Here is a 19,439-nt window from a genome sequence, read left to right as displayed (position 1 = left end):
GGGCCCACAGTGATACAGGACCTACACATGAGCAATGATAATATTAGTTTTCCTCAGGTTTTAGCGGCTAGCGTGCAGGACATGAAAAGCTCATTAAGCATGTTGCTGAGCTCGCTTGATGTGATTACAGATCTTCAGGAAAACCTTGACGACATCCAAAAACAAACTCATGCAAGCTTGCACTATGAGGCTGCTAGACTGAATACAGAGATATTTCAGCTGCAGTTGTTTCATAAGCTGTCTAAGAATGACCTTGTCCCTCAAGTTGATGAGCACTACCTGATTGATATCTTGCAAGAGCAATTGGCCAATTGCGATTCGCTTTTGCAGATTCGTGGCGTAGACGTTGAATTGGAATGTGATGAAGATTTTAGCTGGTATTTCGACAGTGAGTTAATTGCTTCACTGATCTACAAAACCCTGGTGAATTGCGCGCGGTATAGTCAAGGCCGCATTAAATTATCGGCAATAGAAGACGAGGGGCAGCTACTTATTTCGATTTCAGATGATGGCAATGGTTATCCGCAGTTTATGCTTGAGCAGGCCCAGTTGCAAAAGTTACCCGAGCAGTTTAATAGTACCCAGCTCGATTTCTTTTGCAGCCGAAGAATTGCAGAACTTCACACCAAACAGGACGACTGTGGTAGTCTAAGTATAGCTAATGGTGGCGCCTACGGTGGAGGCTTGTTCCAGGTGCGCTTGCCTTAAAGAAGTTTTTTACAAGTAAAATAGCTGCCATTGGCAGCTATTTTACTGCTCTTATTGTTGCTCTAAGCCCTTGCTTTGCATTATTAGATTTTATGGGCTTCAAGCTGCGCTCTGATGTCATCAGGAATAGGGCTGGCTTTTTGAAGTTCATAGTCAAAATGTACCAAAATAGCTTTACCCTTTGCGATGACTTGACCATCTTGCTCAGCGATTTGAATCACTTCAAATGAAGAATTTCCAATCTTGCCCAATCCCGTTTGAATGCTCACGCTCTTACCGATAAACGTCTGGGCTGTGTGGTCAATTTCCTGCCTTGCTAAAATCAAGGTCCAGTTGTGCACATCCATTTCTGGGTTGAAAATTTTAAATACGGGCGTGCGTGCATCTTCAAACCAAATGGGGAATATTGTATTGCTTATGTGGCCAAGCGCATCCGTTTCGGCAAAGCGCGGCTCTAGTTGGTGAATGAACATTGAGGGGGTCCTACTGCTTAATGGTGAGCTTGCACCCGCTAGGCGGGCGCTTCGTTAATTATCAGCTATTTACTAAAGGCCGATGATTTCTAAGCCAAGTTGGCTGGCGGTCTCTTCGCCAGCTGGTGGGCAGATAACAACGGTAGAGGCTCGCTCGGGTTTTAAATAGCTTTGCGCAACGCGCTGTAAATCGGCAATCGTTACTTTCAAGATGCGCTGCCTAAAATCCTCTCGGACCTCGGGGCTGCGGCCATGAAGGCGAGCATGAAAATCCTGTTTGGCTTCGCCCGCCGGAGAGCTTGGTTTATCGATGGCGCTAATCACACCTAAAATGGCTTCTTCTAGTGCCTGCTCATCGTGCTCAGTGTTGGCTAACCAGTCGAGCGCCTTGTCAAAATCATCCAGCGTTTCGCTAAAACGAGGGTCGCGATAAGAATAGAATCTAAACGATGCAATATTGTTATCTTGGCTGGCACCACCACCGTAGGCACCACCTTGTTCGCGGATAGCCCTATGCAAAAAGCCATTACGCAAAAAGCCACCTAACACAGATAACGCTGCCGCATCTTGGTGGCCGGATGCAACGGTTGGATAGGCTTTGGCACAGAAGTTAACTTGGGTGTTAGTCGTCCAAGCTTGCTGAATGCGTGAATCCTGTTTATCAAGAGACAGCGAGCTATTCCCAGCTTCTTGATGTTTTGGCCATAGGGCTTGCAAATTATCGCTTAGTGAAGCCAAAGAATCCTTATCGCTGACCAGTAAGTATTGCTTACTAGCAGCGAGAACTTTTTTATGGATCTCTTGTAATCGTGCAGCAAATTGCTTCAAAGCAGCTTCATTGGCAAAGCTATCATCCAAGTTTTTAATTGCTTGAATACCGGCTAAACCCGTTAGACGGTGGGTTAAATTAGCACAGGGGCTAATGCCAGCACTGGCGGCTGTCATAGCCAAGCTATGCCCATTGCCAGTAACGCTTTGTTGCATACGCGCTCTAGCATGCGCCACGAGCTCTTGTAGGCGCTGCAGCTCATCAAAGCGAACATTTTGTAAGGTATCCAACATCAACTCGCAAAGAGCCTTATGATTTCTACTTAAAGCCTTGGCTGACAAAGTGATATAGGCATTTATCTCTTGGCTGTCATTGACTGTACCGCGTACGCTAGAAAACGCTGACATAGAACCGACGATTTGCGCCTGCTTCATTTGGCTTTGCAAATAATCCAGCTCTCCAACGCCTAACTCGGTAAGCGCCATGCAGTAGTAGGGCAGTAAGGAAATTAGCTCTTCATCCAAGTGTGGAGTTTGAATAATTATTTGCTGATACACCAAACCATTGGTACCGGCTGCGTAGCGGTTATAGGGCAGTTCGCCAATGGTGTCTTTGATGGGACTCGGATATTGGCTGCTGGCAGGAACATCAGCGATACCTACTTTCGGTAAAATCGATGCGTCATCTTGTTGGTTCTGACGTTCTAGTAAGGCAAGGCTTTGATCAATAATCGCCTGCTTTTCTTCTTCATTGAGTTGCGCTTTGATGTCCGCAAGCTTCTGCTTTTCAGCATCGAGTTCTTGCTTAGCCAACTGCGGGTCAGGCGACATGGTGAGCGTGACTCGGTGCTGATTATCAAGCAGTAAGCGGCGCGCTAGGTTCTGTACGAAGTCCGCTTGTTCGGCCTTTGCTCTAAGCTCGGCAAGTGCTGGCTCAAGATTTAACAGAGCCAGTACATCGCCACGATGGGTGGCTGCGGTAAGCCCCGTTAAAATTAACTGTAAGCCATAGGGGTAGCTATCACCGCCAATCTCACGTTGCTGGAGCTCTAATTGATGTAAGGATGCCTCAACTTGCTCTTGTGGTAGACCGTTTTCAGCAAGCTGACGTAAAACATTCAACACCAAGTCTTCAAGGGCTTGGGTTTGCTCTGGGTTACTGCCTTCGATGCCACAGCAGAAACTCAATTCAAATTGCGAATCATCGAGTCCGCAAAGCGGAGACGGTGCGCTGCCAAGGTCAGTCGTTTCCAAAGCTTGCTGCAATGGCGAGGCACTGTTATCAAACAATAAACTCGACAGTAGCTGGGCTTCGAGTGTGGCCGCAAGATCGGTACTTTTGCCAAGCAGCCAGCTCATTACGATATGGGTTTTATCGTTTAGGTCGGCTTCTGGGTCATCTAAAGGGTAGCTGGCCTGGCTGTGTTGCGGGCTATTGTAGCGTTGCTCCGGCGGCACCGAGATGGTTTTGTCTAAGGCGCTGAACTGACTCAAGGCTTGTTGCTCAAACTTCTCTTGCAGCTCTTGAGCTGGAATATCACCAAAGGTCATGAAAATGGCATTACTCGGGTGATAGTGGCTCTGGTAGAAGGCTTGCAGCTCTTCATAGCTAAGCTCGGTAATCTTGGCTGGGTCACCACCTGAATTATGATGATATGTGGTGGTTGGGTATAGCTTTTCACAGAGCGTATGCCACAGCTGTGAGGGGATGGAGCTCATTGCTCCTTTCATTTCATTGTAAACCACGCCCTTGTACACCAAATCACTGTCGGCGTTTTGGGTCTCCTCGAATTCAAGACGGTGGCCTTCCTGGGCAAAATCCAATGGGTCTAGGCGTGAGAAAAATACTGCGTCGAGATAAACGTCCAATAAATTATCGAAGTCTTTGCGGTTTTGGCTGGCGAAAGGGTAGGCCGTCCAGTCTGAACTGGTAAACGCGTTCATAAAGGTATTGAGCGAGCGGCGAATCATCATGAAAAAAGGATCGCGCACCGGGTACTTCTTACTGCCACATAAAGCGGTGTGTTCAAGTATGTGGGCGACACCAGTTGAATCTTCAGGAACTGTGCGCAGAGCCACCAAGAAAACGTTTTCACTATTGTCGGCTTCGATGTGAATATGTTGGGCACCGGTGACCTTGTGGCGGTATTCGTGGACAACAATATTTAATGAATCCACGGCTTCGCTGCGGATTGTTTCAAAGCTCGGGTGGGGCAATTGGCTCATGCAAACCTCATATGTGACACCAATAAATGGCGATATTCCGTAAAACCAGCATTCTAGCGGTTTTGGCGGATAAGTGGGAGTGGCGATAGCCGTACGCTTAGCTATCGCTTAGTCATCAGCAGTACTGAATATGGTGAATCTTATTGCGCCTGTATCATGGCTAAGATGCTGGGCCAGGCGGTTTCCAGCAGGGCACCTTGAGCGCTGGAGTTTGGGTGGATACCGTCAGATTGCATTGCATCGGGCTTTACCGCGACGGATTCCAAAAAGGTGGGTACCAAACTGACTTCGTACTTTTTAGCTAGCTCCGGGAAAGCTTCGCTAAATAGGCGGGTGTAGCGTTTACCGTAATTGGGGGGGATTTGCATGCCAATAAGCAAAACCTGTGCTTTCGCCGCTTGGCTTTGCTCAATAATGTTGGCCAGATTAGCCTTCATTCTACCTATTGGGTAGCCTCGTAGACCATCGTTTCCACCGAGCTCGACGATAACCCAGCGAGGGCTGTATTTCTCTATCAGTGCGGGCATTCTCGCGAGGCCACCAGCGGTCGTCTCACCGCTGATGCTCGCATTAACGGTGCCAACATCGTATTGCTGTAACTTTTCCTCTAGCAGTGCAACCCAGCCCTCTTCGGGCTTCATGCCATAGGCAGCACTGATGCTGTCCCCGAGCACCAATAGATTTTGTGATTTGGGGCTGGCTTTATCGGCGAAGGTCAGTTGACTGACCATCATGGCCATTAGTAGGCAAATGCTGTGCGTTATTTTCATTTTATCTCGCATGCTTGGCAATTTATCGGTTTGGGCAGTCTTTATTCTAAAATCATGTTGAAATCCTAGCCAGTACCCTTGGGTAAAGTAGTGTGAACCATCTTGCTTGCAAGGGATCTGCTGCCAGAATACCTTAGTGCCAACAGGCCCTATATAACGTTAACTATAAGAGAATTGTACATGTTAAAGGTTACCGAACTTGGAAAGGTTGTGAGTACAGCCGCTGGAGAATTGGAGATACTGCAAGAAATCTCCTTTGGGCTGGCAAAAGGTGAAAGCCTTGCAATTGTCGGAGCGTCAGGTTCAGGTAAATCAACCTTATTAGGGATTCTCGCCGGTTTAGATACGGCCAGTCATGGTGATGTTGAGCTGGCTGGGCAAAGTCTGCGCTCCCTTGATGAAGAAGGTCGAGCAGCGCTTCGGGCGGAATATGTAGGCTTTGTGTTTCAATCCTTTCAGCTTTTACCTGGGCTATCAGCCTTAGAAAACGTTATGTTGCCCTTAGAGTTGCATGGCCATAAGGATGCCCAGCAGCAAGCCGAAAAGTTTCTTCAGCGAGTTGGCTTGGAGCATCGCTTGAACCATTACCCCAAGCAGCTATCTGGTGGAGAGCAGCAACGCGTTGCCATTGCACGTGCTTTTGCCAATGAACCGACGATTTTATTTGCCGATGAGCCAACCGGTAATCTCGATGCTAAAACCGGCGCCACCATCATTGAGCTGTTGTTTGAATTGAATCAAGAGCAGGGTACCACCTTGGTTTTAGTGACTCACGAAGAGCGCCTAGCCGCTCGCTGTGAGCGTCGTATTACCTTAGAAGCTGGTCGTCTTGAAGTGACTGATGCCGCAGCGGAGGCAGTGCCATGTTGAGTTTGAAGCTACTCTGGCGCAATTGGCGCAGTGGTGAGCTTCGATTACTGGCAGCGGCTTTGCTATTGGCTGTGGCTGTTGTCAGTGCGATCGCCATTTTTACCCAACGCTTAGAAGGCGCTTTGATAAAGCAAAGTAATACCTTTCTAGGCGCCGATCGAGTAGTACGCTCATCCCGTCAATTACCTCCTGCTTGGTACGACAGTGCCGAACAAGCTGGCTTACAGCAGGCTCAAACACTCAGTTTTAACTCCATGAGCTTTGCTGGCGATGCTATGTATTTGGTCGATATCAAAGCGGTGAGCGATGCTTATCCTTTGCTAGGTGAGCTGGAAATCAGTGAAGAGCCTTTTAATCAGCAAAGCGATTCCCTGCAAAAGATTAAATCTGGCCCACCGCGAGGTGAGGTTTGGGTAGATTCACGTTTATTGCCGCTATTAGGTATCGAGCTAGGCGGCCAGCTATTTATTGGTGAAGCTGAATTTACCGCCAGTAAGGTTATTGTTCGCGAGCCTGATCGCGGAGATAGTTTGAGCTTATTGGGTACACGCGTCATGATGCATATTGATGATGTACCCGCGACCGAAGTTATTCAGCCTGGCAGTCGCATCCGCTATAACTGGCTTCTCGCTGGAGAAGAGGCAGTATTGACATCTTTTTTAGATACCGCCAAAGAGCAGTTTAGTTCTCATGAGCGTATTATCGATTTGCAATCTTCTCAGCGTGGTTTATCACGAACCTTAGATAGGGGAAAACAATTTTTAGGTTTAGCCGCGATGTTAGGTTTGTTACTCGCGGGCCTTGCTATTGCTATCGCCGCGCAACAGTTTGCAAGGCGACATACGGATCAAGTTGCACTGTTAAAAAGCTTAGGTGCCGGTGCCAATAAAATTCGCAGTTTGTATGCAAAACAATTATTTGTTTTAGCGCTTGTCGCTTCATTTGGTGGCCTGTTATTGGGTGAACTTTTGCAGCGCTTAATTGCTTCTGTGGTCAGCTCAATGTACCCACTGGACTTAGCATTTGCAGGGCTAATACCCTATGGTCTGGGGCTTTTTACCGGTCTGTTGTGCTTATTATGTTTTGCTTTGCCGCCGCTGTGGAATTTGCCCACCATTCCTCCCATTCGTGTTTTGCGACGCGACATTCATATTGCGAGTGTATCTAGCTTTTGGCAGGCCGCATTGGGCATCGTAGCGGTGTTTATATTGGTGGCTGTTTATAGTCAAGATTTGATTTTAACCGCGGTGGTGATGCTTGGCTTCTTTGCATTATTAAGTTTAGCCGCTCTGATTGCCTTATTGATGTTAAAGCTGGGTAGAGTATGGGGTAGTCGTAGTGGAAGCAGTTGGAGATTGGCTTGGGCAAGCTTGTTACGCCATCGAGGCCAAACAGTCGCACAGATCCTAGTTTTCGCGACCGCCATTATGTTGCTATTGGTGATTTTTGTTGTCCGCACCAGTTTGATCGAAGAGTGGCGATACAAACTACCAGAGAAAGCACCAAACCACTTCTTGGTGAATATTGCGCAGCACGAAGTGGAGCCTATTAAGCAATTATTTGCTGATGAGCAGCTGGAGTTGCAAGGCCTGTTTCCGATGGTAAGAGCACGATTGGTGGAGATCAATAACAGTAAGCCTGGCGATAAAATGAAAGAGCAGGCTGAAGTAATGAATCGCGAAGCCAATCTAAGCTGGACCGATACTTTGCCAGATGACAATCAAATCTTAGAAGGTAAGTGGTGGTCTCAGCTGGAATTGGATGGCAAAAAGCACTTTGTGTCGGTAGAGAAAGAAATTGCACAAAGGCTAAAACTAAAACTGGGTGATCAGTTGAAGTTTAGTGTTGGCGGCTTAGCGTTAGAAGCTGAAGTGAGCAGTATTCGATCCTTAGAATGGGATAGCATGCGCCCTAACTTTTACTTCCTATTCTCTCCCGGTGCCTTAGATAGTTATGCGCCGACCTATCTCAGTAGCGTTTATATTCCCTCACAACAAAAGCCTGTTATTAATCAACTTTTGCGTCAGTCGCCAACTGTGTTGGTGGTGGAGTTGGATCTTGTTATTGAGCAGATTCAAAATTTAACAGCACAGGTGAGTGACGGTGTTGAGCTGGTGTTGATTCTAGTGTTGCTGGCTGGGGTAATGGTATTGCTCGCGGCGGTGAACGCCAGTATGGACTATCGCTTACAAGAGGCAGGAATATTGCGAGCCTTAGGCAGCAGTCGCCGCCGAATTCTAGGCAGTACGGCATTAGAGTTTATATGTCTAGGTGCCTTGGCTGGGTTGTTAGCTATGATAGGCGCCGAGCTGCTGTTGCTAGCCATGCAGCAGTGGGTTTTGGAAACCCCGCTACAAGCACACCCTGAACTATGGATAGCAGGGCCATTTATCGGGGCTGTGATCGTTTGCTCAATGGGGCTTTGGGCAAGCCGAAAGGTGGTAACAGCACCGCCGATGCAAGTCCTACGAGAACTTGCTTAGAAAAAGGAAGAGCGCCACTATTTATTAAAATCTTACTGACAGATGCTGACAAGGGGACTGTTGGATAATGGTGGCTCACTTGAATTAAGCAAACCCAATAAGTGGTTTATTGGATAGATGAGGAGAATTTGATGATCAAACTGTTTGGCTTTGGAAGTGCATTTGGGATGCCTGATCCGTCTTCTTTTGTATTGAAGGTAGATTGCTATATGCGCATGGCCAATATTGATTTCACGCGAGTGGATGGACAAGAGTATCTACGTAAAGCGCCAAAGGGCAAGCTGCCCTACATTAATTGGGATGGTAAGGTAATCGCAGATTCTCAAGCTATCATTAATGCATTGGACGAGCATTACCATTCCCCATTAGAAGCACAGCTTAGCGAAGTGCAAAGAGCTCAATCTTATCTGTTAACTAAATCTTTAGATGAGAATCTATATTGGTGCTTGGTGCATTCTCGCTGGATTCGTGAAGATGGTTGGCCAGCGACGAAAGAGGCCTTGTTTTCATCCTTACCCGCACCATTATCAATTCTAGTGCCGATTATAGTGCGCCGTGGAATTCGTAAAAGTTTGAGTCAGCATGGCTTGGGGCGTCATAGCGAAACAGAAATCCTGTCAATCGCTAAACAATCAATTGATTCACTGGCGATTTTATTGGGAGATAAGTCTTATTTTTTTGGCGAGCAGCCTAGTAACTTTGATGCGGCGGCCTTTGGTTTGTTAGCACAACTGGTTTTGTCGAATAGTGAAACGGCGATATCACCTTATGCCAAAGCCCATGCTAATTTAGTGGCGTATTGTGATCGAATTGCAAAAGCCTATTACCAAGAGGCTTTTTAAAGCCTAGTAGAGACAGAGCTGTTAGAATTGCAGACGGGCAGGCTAGTAAGAAGAGTGCAGTGTGGGAATTGAATTAGATTTTATAGCGAGGGTTCGCTCCCCTTATGTTGAGAAGTTCGCTATCCCCCGTCAACCTGGCCTGGCCCCTGGGATTAGATCCCGCATCGAATTAATTGGTGAGTATGCCCAAGCTGATTGCTTGCAGGGTTTGGAGCAGTGTAGCCATATCTGGCTGCAGTTTATCTTTCATGAAAGCCAAGATACGCCCTGGCGCCCTAAAGTGCGTCCACCTAGGCTAGGGGGGAATCGTAGCATGGGGGTGTTTGCGACTCGCTCTCCCGTGCGCCCTAATCCAATTGGTCTTTCGGTTGCGAAGATCGAAAGCATCGATTTGCAAAACCCAGCCATTGAAGTTTCCGGGCTAGATCTTTTAGATCATACTCCTATCCTCGATATCAAACCCTATGTTCCTTATGCTGACGCAATAACGACTGCGCGTAACGAATTTGCCACAGAGCCACCTGCTCAGTTAGACGTTAGCTTTTCTGTGCATGCTGCTAATATTCTTGAAGAGTTGGCTGACGATAGTTTGAAAGAAATCATTACTCAATTATTAGCGCAGGACCCAAGGCCTGCGTATCAGCGAGGTCAGGCTGGTGATCGTGAATATGGCGTAAAGCTTCGCCCATTTCGTTCAGAAGAAACCTTTAATATTCGCTGGGTTTATAGACTTACTGAAAATGGGCTAGAGCAAATAAACGTTTTTTCTATCGATAGAATTTAGCCCTTCTTTGATAAATAAGGCCACTGCTGCCACGTACCTATCGCATAGGCAAGGCCGTAAAAGGTGCAGATGGCTGAGCTCCATATCCAAAAAGAGCTTTGAAACTCTATGTTGAACGGCGCGATAAACAGAACAGATAGGCCGCGCAACAAATAGATCGTAGTAATCACTATAAGGGCGGTTCTTATCAAGGGGAGTCGCGGAGCCCGGCCTGCGGCTGATAATGCATAGAAACCCCAGCTGAACAAAATGGTGGCGATCCCTATAGTGATTAGGGTGGGTTGTAATTCACCGGCTTCGGCCATTTTTGCCATAGCTTCGCCTGCACCAAAAAAACGATACCAATCTGGCCCCCCAATAATAATAGCGATGTGCAATACCGCCGCCACGATACTTAATAGCGCAGCTATGAGTAGATATTTATTGTTGGGTAATTGGATTTGCATGTTATCTCGGCCTAATAGGAATGGATGGTAGATTAGCCTGTTTTTAATGAATTTTCTCTATTTTCGGCAACTCAACTGTACAGATTCGTTTTAGCGACTAAACTGTGATGGCGTATTTTGTGGCCAGAGGTATTCAGGGCTTTGCTAGCGAATCAGACTTATGAGTACATCAAGGCCCTGGATTAATATTGTCCTATTTATACTTTGCTCAATTTTTGCGCGATTTGTTTATGCAGACTGCGCAGAAAACAAAGCAAGCTCGCCCATTAATGCTATCGACCCTGCCTGCCAACATTATCAGCTAAGTGGTGAATGGTCGGGCGTTCCTGGCGTGTTGATTCCGCCAAAGCAAATCTCTTTATCTTCACATGACTATCTCGATAGGATAGCCAAGTTTATTATTCCCGGTTATTGGGAATTAAATAGCTTGGGTATTACTGAAAAAGAGTCGCGGGCATTGATTAGCCTTTGGACTGAAGTGTCTCTTTCCGGACAGCTCAAAGAAGGGGAGCGTTTAGCTTTGTGGCCTGGGCGCTTTCAATCAGCCTATCGTATCTACGTTGATGATGGGCGAGGGCATATTGTTAAGACATACGATACTTTATCTGAGTTCGTTCCGGAATCTAGCCAGCCGATAACTGAATTGCCCCAAGGGCGAGCTGCTGGAAAGCTCATGAATGGCGCTCATACCCAACTGCCAAAACTGTATCCTGGTGCCAAAGTTATCATTCACCTGTACAACGAGGATTTTAGAACTGGCGGTGCATCTCAGCCACCGCTATTAGGCAATGCCGATACTTTATATCGCGAAATGATGCAGCGCTGGTCCTGGCATATTTTGTTTTTAGGGGCCTGCCTGCTAGTCGCCATCTACTCCGCTTCTCAAGCGATCTTTAGTCGCAGCCGCAGGGCTATGTATGCTTTTTCGGTGGTAATGTCACTAGGTGCGGGTGTACGCCTTTTAGTGACGGGAAGTTTGATCGCCTATTTTGTTCCAGGTTTAACCGTCGTCAGTCATTTCTATTTTACTTGGATTAGTTTTCTAGGCTTATTGGCTATTTTTATTTATGGCCAAGCTCATATATTGCCGGATGTGTTCGAGTCTAGGCCTAAGCTGAAAACCCTTAGTGCGGTTTTGGCAGTATTGCCGATACTTTTGCTGCTGTGCATTCCTTTGGTCGACTTGCATCAGTTTCTATTACTGGGGCATGGTCTGCGCTTGTTATATATCGCGCTTGCCTTGTTATATGTTGTATTTTTGATCTATCACGTGATTAGATTCCCTTTTAGACAATGGATCCCTTTCGTGGGGATAATGCTGATTTTGATTGGGGGAACCTCAGATGCTCTCTACTATCGCCGCAATACCGACCCTTATATAGAGCTTTTTGCCATCGCTATGTTTACGTTTATAGCGGTGCAGGTAATGTATGTTGGTTGGGGCTATATGAAATTGCTGATCCGCGAAAAAGGCCTGAGCCTGCGCTTGCAAGAGCTCAATGAAAGCTTGGAGCAACAAGTTAAGTCGCGAACTCACGACTTGCAAGAGGCCAACAAGCGCTTGGCGCTAGCCGCGACTACGGATGCCTTGACTAAACTTCCTAATCGCAGAGCTTTTGATTCCAAAATTGAGCATGAACTTGATCGTGCTAAGCGGGATCATAGTGAACTATGTCTTGCTATTGCCGATGCGGATTGGTTCAAAAAAGTTAACGATAAATATGGCCATGATTTTGGTGATCGAGTGCTGCAGAAAATGGCGGATTTTTTCTCCCAGCGATTACGAGGAACAGACTTTGTCGCTCGAATCGGCGGCGAAGAATTTGCGATAATTCTACCTGTAACCAACCTAGTTGCTGCTCAAAAGCTGATGGCTGAGCTTTGCGAAAACATTAAGCAGCTTAAGTTTGAAGGGCAACCCGATTTTACTGTTAGTATCAGTATAGGCGTGGCGCAGTGGCAGCCTCAAGAGAGCTTTGTGGGCCTATATCAACGCGCAGACAAAGCTCTGTATAACGCTAAACATTCTGGTAGGGGTACAGTTTGTGTTGATAAGTCCTGAGCAATCCCATACTAAAGCTAGTTTTTTATAGTATTCTCGAAGTAGCTGATCAATAAGCTTACAAAAAACAATGCGATACTAAGAACCCCTACATAGAAACACAATCCAAGTGCCCAACCCCAATTCAGTTGACAAGTGTAAACGGCCAGTATCAGTAGTATGGCGCCCGAGTACTGCATGAGCTCTTGGACTCTTTTTCCAGGGTGGCGCAATCGACTCAAAAAAGGTATAGCTTTCCAGTGTTTTGGCTTCGCAAAGGCCATGCAGGAAAACCCTAAGCAGCTAATGATCAGTACAGCAAAAATAGTCATCGATATTCTCTTTATGCGACTGCACTATGTGCGTTTGTCGATCTGATCGGGCTCTGTTGTCGTTGCTCTTTTTTACTTAAGATGCCCCATAGCAAAAGGCTGATAGCTGCCATGCTAAGCATAACAATATCAGTCGCAACAAATAGAGTGTCGTTTTGCCAGCTGCTCTGACCTAGGCCTCGGTTTGTACTGAAAAAGTTGACGATAGGAACGCTGAAGAGCGTGATGCTAAGCACAAGACTAAGCTTTTTCCACATAGTGTCTTTTACCCAATAGGCAGCCAGTACAAAGCTCGCTAACCATGCCAAAAACATACTGTGAACCTCCCAGTCGGCTCGCTGATCAAGATCTATTGCCAATAGTCGGTTGGACATCATAAAAACGCAAATTGAGATGGGTAGACCGATAATAGTGCCGCCATTTACGATGTCGACTAGCATCTGTTGTTTGCTGAGCGCCTGTGCAGGGCGTTTACGTTTTTGGGCATAGTAAATTGCACCGGTAGCTACCATCAAAGTGCCTAATAATCCGGACAAGATATAGAGAAGCCTTAGAGCTGGACCGGCAAATAAGCCTTCGTGCAAATTAATAAAGACATTACGAGTTTGCAGGGCTCCACTTTGCTCTTTGCTTGATTCGAGCTTGCCACTGCGACCATCAAATTGAAGCTTGTTTTGCTCTTGAACTGGACCACTCAGATGGGTGTTGACGAATATTTTGGCATTGCGATCATTTGGATTTTTAATTTCGATAAAGCGCACTAAAGCATCGTCGTTGATGGAAGCTTCAATATTTTGGCTCAATATATCCATACCAACCAAGTCAGCATTTTCTCCGGCCGCTTTGATACTAGATCGGCCGCGCATTTCATTAAGATCAGCTCGTAGCGATTTGACATCAAAATCGTAGGCCGCAACGCCAACAAAGGGCATCCAAGTACTAATAGCGAAGATGAGTCCGCTATAGGTAATCATAAGCTGAAAGGGAAGGGAGGCGATGCTACTTAGATTATGCATATCAAGCCAGGCGGCTTTACCTTTTTGGGGGCGAAAGCTAAAGAAATCTTTAAACAATTTACGGTGAGCGACCACACCGGTAAGCAGGGCAATAAACATGGCTAAGGTAAAAATCCCCACTAAGCGAAAGCCCCAGCCGCTCGGTAAGTAGTGCAAGCGGTAATGCATTCGATATAAGGTTTGCCCGCCTGCCGTTTCTCTGTGGTGGAGTTCTTCGCCAGTACCTCGGTTAATAAGCTCTCGACCGTTGTTTTTTTCTGAATCTCTCGGATATCGCCAAGAGACTCTTAATTGAGGGTTGTCACGATGATTTGCCGGTGAAATAAACCAGCGTTCAGCATCGGCGGCATGAGCTTGAAGGTAAGTTATCGCTGCATTGAGATCAGTTTCTAAACTGACTTCCTCGGCCGCACTCAACTCAGGCTTCATCCAGCTATCAAGCTCGCTATCTAAGTAACCTAAGGTGCCGGTAACAAACATAAAGTATAGCAACCAGCAAAACACTAGGCCTGCCCATGTGTGCAGCCAGATCATTGAATGTCGGAAATCTTTTTTCATGGTATTTGCTGAGTTACCTGCTGGATTAAATTGTAGGGTGCTTTGGGTAGGGTTGCCTTGTAGTTAAAGTAGAAATGCTACGCCAGAAAGGGTGAGGGTTAGCAGGGTAAGTCCTTGCCAAAGTTTTTTTTGTGAGCGCACCGAAAAGGCCCAAAGAATTATCACGCTGTATATCAAAAAGGCAGACAGGGAGGCATAGAGCGCCGCTTCAGGTTGCGAAATGCCTGCAAATCTGTGTAGAGATTTGGCTAGTACAACCCCTATAGAGTTGCTCGCAAGGTAGCCAATCAGAAACGCTGCGATAATTCTGAGTAATACTTGGCCATTATAGGATCTAATATATCCGCTGACTCTGTTCATATGAGATGCCTTGGCCTAGATTAGGTGGGTTTGACTCTTACGTATGCAGTGCTTTTGAGAGAAACTTATTTGAAAGGCGCTAGTTCGACTTTGTTGGAGCGTAAGCCCATATAGGCATCTTCTACGGTATTTTAATTTGGTTGTTCAGCTGAGCTCAAAACACATGGTTGTGCATTCCAATGCTAATGATAATTATTAGCAAGTCGGGTGTTTCTCTATCTATGCTTTTGCGGGGGAGGTGGGGTAGAGAAGCCCCGGCTTGTAGTTCCAATAGTCGGGGCTTGAGGCTAATGCAGCTCTTAATCGCTGATGGTCACACCAGTGGGTTTTAGGCGGTAAAGGTTCATGCCCTTTGTTACCGAGGTAGGGTCAAATTCAAGCTTATTTTCTTCAGCTCGGTGGGCTAAATAGGCTTTAGTCTGCTCAATATTTAAATCCGTGCTGTTTAATACGCCAGTCGCATAAGCTGTTTTCCCTCTGGAGCTAATAGGAAAAACCATATCGCCGTCTTTTACCTTTACGATCAGGTTGTCGTATTGCTCGCCAGCGCTTAACTCCATCCAGCAACCTTTTTTATGGCAGACCTCTTTGATGATGCCTTTTACGGTAATTGTCTGATTTCTGTAATCTTTCGGCGCCTGCATTACTTGTGCTAAATCTTGTAACTGATCCATTTTGGCGCCGTCGCCAAACTTTACATCAGCCATAGTAAGGCTGCTAGTCATGGCCAATATTGCTGTGATTCCAATTTTTAGCTTTTGCATGTTGATTCCCCTTGATCGTTGCTCCCTGAGCGGTGGCTTGTCGGTACTTTGTAGTTCTTAACCCAAATAGTTTCCTTTATAAAGCCACTGTATGCCATAAGCCACTTTATTTTTAGGTTCTATATTGGTGCAAAATGGTTTCAAATGATAATGCATATCATTCTATATTTCCATAGAGAATATACAAATAAATTTATAGCATAAAAATGGACGTTAAATTTATAATAAACCGAAAATATTCTCATTTACATTAAACTGGAAGGGAGTTAAGTATGAGATATCAAGGGGGAAAATCTGTATTGGCCATGGCGATTGCCTGTGCGTCGATCAGTGCTCCGAGCTTTGCTGAAAAAAAGGCAGACGAGGAGTTAGAACTAATTGAGGTTATTGGTCACAAATTAACCTTGGTCAACCAGGATACGCCGGCGTCTATTTCGGTCATCACTGCCAAAGAGATTGCTCGTCAACAGCAGAGTGAGCTCAGTCAGCTGCTGAAGAACATGCCCGGCGTAGATTTAACTGGCGGTGTCGTGCCTTTGGCCAGTCAGCCGGTTGTGCGTGGTTTGTATGGGGAGCGAATTCACGTATCGGTTGATAATGTTAAACGAAAAATTGAATCTGACGGCGGTAACAATATCGCAAGCATCAACAGTATGGGGATTGACCCGCAAAGCTTAAAGCGAGTGCAAGTACTGCGTGGTGCCGATTCGCTGACAGTGGGTTCGGGTGCCTTAGGTGGCAGTATTCGGCTCGTTACCAAAGATGCCAGTGATTATCTGGATAAGAACGGCTTCGGTGCAAAGGTTTCTTTGTCTCGTCAGGATGCTACAGATGCCTTGATAAAAGGAGCGACAGGTTTTTATATGGATGAGCAATTGGATATGGTTTTGGAGCTCAGCCAATCCGATTATGAAGATATCGATATCGTGGGTGATCGTGGCGAAGATAGTGGCGTTGCTTCACTGGCGAAGATCAAAAACGATTCGACTCGTCAAAATGCTATGTTTAAGACGCGTTGGACGATTGATGATCGACAGCAGTTGGCGGTAAAACTTGATTGGTCTGAAACCGAAGCATCCGATCAGCCTTATGCTATGAGTCAGCGCTATGGGGTTTTGTACCCACAACTCTTCCAAGATTTCAGTAATGATTATCTAGAGGGTAGTGTTAAGTACAGTTTTAACCCAGACACTGAACTGTTAGATCTAGATGTTCAGGCGGTTTTTTCTGAAAAGAATTATGATAAAACGAGCAGAGGGTTCTTAACCTATCGAAATGGTGCGCAGCGAATTTTTGACAGTATTGACGAGGGCGAAACCACCCGTAAAAGCTTGCGTGTGGCCAATTTGTCGACATTTGAAGGTGACATTAACCACAAATTAGCTATCGAGTTTAACTATGAAGTTGAAGATTTTGTTCAGAATCAGTTAGACAATACTATTTCAGCTGGCGTTACCACTTTTTATGGTGACAGCGAGGCTACAAATATTTCGGCTTCAATCATCGATCAATCCAACTTCTTTGATGAGACTTTATTGCTAACGTTGGGCGTGCGCTTTGACTCCTACGAGCGGAGCAATAATCAATTCAGTGAATTTGGTGATAACGATGACAGTGAAGTGTCGAGTAACATCGGCCTCACATACAAAGCCTTGGATTTCTTGAATTTATTTGCCAGCTATAGTGAAGCGTTTCGTGCGCCATCTGTACAGGAATTATACAAGAAAGATGAATGGCGTTGTCATATTGGCGGCAAGATTTGCTACCAAGAACCGCAGCCAGATCTGATGCCGGAAACTTCAGAAAACTGGGAAGCTGGTTTTGGTTTACATTGGGCAGATATGGAATACGCTGACAACATCAGTGCCAAGGTGATTTTCTTTAACAACGACATTGTTAACTTTATCGACAATGTACCATTCATGTATTACATCGACGAAAATGGTGAAAAACAACAGGGCTCGCCAGGTCCGCGGCCGGCCAACGGCATCCCTGTAGCTACCCACCGTGACTACAGCGCCAAAAACATTGGAGGCTTGCAAAGTCGTGGTGTGGAAGTTGAATTGGAGTACAGCTGGCAAGATCTTGATGTTTATCTTGGCTATTCGACTATGAATATGGATGCTACCGGCGTGCCTAATTTCTTCTTGGGGAATGTCGATACCGACAAACAGCCCTACCAAGAAGCGCCAGCGGATAAATTAACGCTAAATGTGAATTACCAGTTGCTGGATTCGGTGAATATTGGCGCACAGGTGCTGAAATACAAGGAGCAAAAGCGCCTTTCTGAGCTGTATTTGAATGCGGGTTATGGCGTTGAAGGCTACAGCGTGGTGAACCTAAACGCGACCTACCAAGGTCAGGGTATGCTCGATGGCTTAAGCTTGGTTGTTGGTGTTGATAACTTAACAGATAGGCGTTACTTACGTGCTCCGGCCAGCTCAGCTAGCGATCCGGCAGAGGTTGGGCGCAATGTAAAAATGAGTATTAGTTATCAGTTTTAACTCTCCTCTTTACGGGCAGCTTTAGGCTGCCCGCTTTTTGCCATTTATCCTATTTGAGTTGTTGATAACTATTTGCATTTAGTGGTAGGATTTTGCCCGCGAAATTTACAAATCTGCTATCGAATTCCTAGGCTGAATAGTGGCTAAGAACCGCTTCTGGCTCCGACCAATAGATAGCCATAAATGTTCACTACAGCAACTAGCTCGAGGAAGCTCCATGTTATTTAGCTCCAAGCGTTTTATTTTAAAAGCACTCGCTATGGCCGCGGCGCTATCGCCCAACCTTTATGCTGAAGGGGAGACTGAAAAGCAAGTCGTTGCGCATTATGCCGATATTGCTCACGCGACCTTTGAGGATGCTTTACAAACAGCCAAGAAGTTAGACAAGAGCATTGCTACTCTGCTGGCTTCGCCTTCAGAAAAAACCTTGGCGCAAGCGAAAACAGCTTGGAAAGCCGCTCGTGTTCCTTATCAGCAGTCAGAAGTATTTCGCTTTGGTAATGCCATTGTGGATGATTGGGAAGGGCAGTTGAATGCTTGGCCCTTAGATGAAGGTTTAATAGATTATGTCGATGATGCCAGCTATGAAGCCGAGTTAGGTAATGTGGGCTCCAATGCAAATATCATTGCTAACACCGAGCTTGATTTGGGTGGTAATCGCCTAGATATAAAAAACTTGAGCCCTGAATTACTGGCTTCGCTAAATGAGCTGGGAGGCTCTGAGGCGAATGTAGCAACCGGTTACCATGCCATCGAGTTTCTACTTTGGGGGCAAGACCTAAATGGTCACAATCCAGGTGCTGGCCAGCGCCCATATACAGATTATGTTGTTGGTGAGCAGTGCAGCAATGGTAATTGTGAGCGACGTCGTGAATACTTGTCGGCCATTAGCCAGCTATTGATGGATGACTTAAGTTATATGGTTGCCCAGTGGGCTCCAGCAAAAGATGAAAACTATCGCCAGAAGCTATTGGCTCTATCCAGTAAGCAAGGTTTAACCCGTATGCTTTTTGGAATGGGAAGCCTCGCTTTGGGCGAACTGGCTGGGGAGCGTTTGAAAGTATCCTTGGAAGCCAACTCTGCTGAAGATGAGCATGACTGCTTTAGTGACAATACCCATTACTCTCATTTTTATAACGGCCTTGGTATCCGCAATATCTATGTTGGAGAGTATCGCCGTGTAGATGGTGAATTACTAAGGGGGCCCAGTATCCAGTCTTTGCTTGAAAACAAAGATAAGAAGCTAGCCGCAAAAGTGCTACAGAGCTTAGATAATAGCCAGTCGAAACTGCAAGCATTGGTGGATAGCGCAGAGCGGAAAGAAAATCCGGAAGCCTTTGATCAATTAATCGCCGAAGGTAATGAAAAGGGCGCTGAAATGATTAATGCGTCTATCAATGCATTGGTAGAAGAAACTCGAAACATTGAGTTAGCGGCAAAAGCCCTTGATATTGATAACCTTAACCCAGATACAGCCGATCACGAATTTTAAAG

General features: G+C 46.0%; 15 protein-coding genes. 8 read left to right on the top strand and 7 right to left on the bottom strand.

Annotated features, from left to right (window positions below; all coding sequences use genetic code 11):
• Window positions 1–27 precede the first annotated feature (27 nt).
• Entirely contained in the window at window positions 28–708 is a 681-nt protein-coding gene (locus tag Q1A08_RS16200; protein ID WP_299774797.1) for a sensor histidine kinase, read from the top strand.
• An 83-nt stretch (window positions 709–791) separates the two neighbouring features.
• Here Q1A08_RS16200 and Q1A08_RS16195 read toward each other — a convergent pair whose 3' ends face one another.
• The 3 genes from Q1A08_RS16195 to Q1A08_RS16185 all read right to left on the bottom strand — a co-directional run bounded on the left by Q1A08_RS16195 (window position 792) and on the right by Q1A08_RS16185 (window position 4,945).
• Window positions 792–1,181: a thioesterase family protein gene (locus Q1A08_RS16195; protein ID WP_299774796.1), complete on the bottom strand. Its 390-nt coding sequence runs from the start codon at window positions 1,179–1,181 to the stop codon at window positions 792–794.
• 72 nt (window positions 1,182–1,253) lie between these two features.
• Window positions 1,254–4,175, bottom strand: a complete 2,922-nt coding sequence (locus Q1A08_RS16190) for an insulinase family protein (protein WP_299774794.1) — start codon at window positions 4,173–4,175, stop codon at window positions 1,254–1,256.
• 140 nt (window positions 4,176–4,315) lie between these two features.
• A complete protein-coding gene (locus Q1A08_RS16185) occupies window positions 4,316–4,945 on the bottom strand; it encodes an arylesterase (protein ID WP_299774792.1) in 630 nt (209 codons plus the stop codon).
• 180 nt (window positions 4,946–5,125) lie between these two features.
• Here Q1A08_RS16185 and Q1A08_RS16180 point away from each other — a divergent pair, with 180 nt between their 5' ends.
• From Q1A08_RS16180 to tsaA, 4 genes are all read left to right on the top strand, one after another.
• Complete coding sequence (locus Q1A08_RS16180) at window positions 5,126–5,815, top strand: ABC transporter ATP-binding protein (protein ID WP_299774791.1); 690 nt, start codon at window positions 5,126–5,128, stop codon at window positions 5,813–5,815.
• Complete coding sequence (locus tag Q1A08_RS16175) at window positions 5,809–8,298, top strand: FtsX-like permease family protein (protein ID WP_299774789.1); 2,490 nt, start codon at window positions 5,809–5,811, stop codon at window positions 8,296–8,298. Before Q1A08_RS16180 ends, Q1A08_RS16175 begins: the two co-directional genes overlap by 7 nt.
• A 131-nt stretch (window positions 8,299–8,429) precedes the next feature.
• The gene (locus Q1A08_RS16170) at window positions 8,430–9,140 is read left to right on the top strand and encodes a glutathione S-transferase C-terminal domain-containing protein (RefSeq protein WP_299774787.1); all 711 of its coding nucleotides are present in this window, start codon (window positions 8,430–8,432) and stop codon (window positions 9,138–9,140) included.
• Between the two features lie 61 nt (window positions 9,141–9,201).
• The gene (tsaA, locus tag Q1A08_RS16165) at window positions 9,202–9,924 is read left to right on the top strand and encodes a tRNA (N6-threonylcarbamoyladenosine(37)-N6)-methyltransferase TrmO (protein WP_299774785.1); all 723 of its coding nucleotides are present in this window, start codon (window positions 9,202–9,204) and stop codon (window positions 9,922–9,924) included.
• Here tsaA and Q1A08_RS16160 read toward each other — a convergent pair.
• Window positions 9,921–10,370 carry a hypothetical protein gene (locus Q1A08_RS16160; protein ID WP_299774783.1) on the bottom strand — a complete coding sequence of 150 codons (450 nt, stop codon included), beginning with the start codon at window positions 10,368–10,370 and terminating at the stop codon, window positions 9,921–9,923. The two genes, tsaA and Q1A08_RS16160, sit on opposite strands and share 4 nt — an antisense overlap.
• 160 nt (window positions 10,371–10,530) lie before the next feature.
• Between Q1A08_RS16160 and Q1A08_RS16155 the strand changes: the two genes are divergently transcribed.
• Window positions 10,531–12,432 (top strand): GGDEF domain-containing protein, encoded by a 1,902-nt coding sequence (locus Q1A08_RS16155; protein ID WP_299774781.1) that lies wholly within the window; start codon window positions 10,531–10,533, stop codon window positions 12,430–12,432.
• A 17-nt stretch (window positions 12,433–12,449) separates the two neighbouring features.
• On the opposite strand, the gene Q1A08_RS21515 is transcribed toward Q1A08_RS16155, so the two are convergent.
• From Q1A08_RS21515 to Q1A08_RS16145, 3 genes are all read right to left on the bottom strand, one after another.
• Window positions 12,450–12,743 carry a DUF3325 domain-containing protein gene (locus tag Q1A08_RS21515; protein WP_363323545.1) on the bottom strand — a complete coding sequence of 98 codons (294 nt, stop codon included), beginning with the start codon at window positions 12,741–12,743 and terminating at the stop codon, window positions 12,450–12,452.
• 11 nt (window positions 12,744–12,754) lie between these two features.
• Entirely contained in the window at window positions 12,755–14,317 is a 1,563-nt protein-coding gene (locus Q1A08_RS16150) for a PepSY-associated TM helix domain-containing protein (RefSeq protein WP_299774779.1), read from the bottom strand.
• A 659-nt stretch (window positions 14,318–14,976) separates the two neighbouring features.
• Window positions 14,977–15,441, bottom strand: a complete 465-nt coding sequence (locus Q1A08_RS16145) for a DUF4920 domain-containing protein (protein WP_299774777.1) — start codon at window positions 15,439–15,441, stop codon at window positions 14,977–14,979.
• Between the two features lie 272 nt (window positions 15,442–15,713).
• On the opposite strand from Q1A08_RS16145, the gene Q1A08_RS16140 reads away from it, so the two are divergent.
• Both Q1A08_RS16140 and Q1A08_RS16135 read left to right on the top strand, forming a co-directional pair.
• Window positions 15,714–17,945, top strand: a complete 2,232-nt coding sequence (locus Q1A08_RS16140; RefSeq protein ID WP_299774776.1) for a TonB-dependent receptor — start codon at window positions 15,714–15,716, stop codon at window positions 17,943–17,945.
• Window positions 17,946–18,162: 217 nt separating this feature from the next.
• Window positions 18,163–19,437, top strand: coding sequence for an imelysin family protein (locus tag Q1A08_RS16135; RefSeq protein WP_299774774.1), 1,275 nt, complete (start codon window positions 18,163–18,165; stop codon window positions 19,435–19,437).
• The last annotated feature ends 2 nt before the right edge of the window (window positions 19,438–19,439 follow it).

The sequence above is a fragment of the uncultured Pseudoteredinibacter sp. genome, from assembly GCF_947500695.1.
Lineage (GTDB): Bacteria > Pseudomonadota > Gammaproteobacteria > Pseudomonadales > Cellvibrionaceae > Pseudoteredinibacter.
This window is presented reverse-complemented; position numbering and strand designations above follow the sequence as displayed.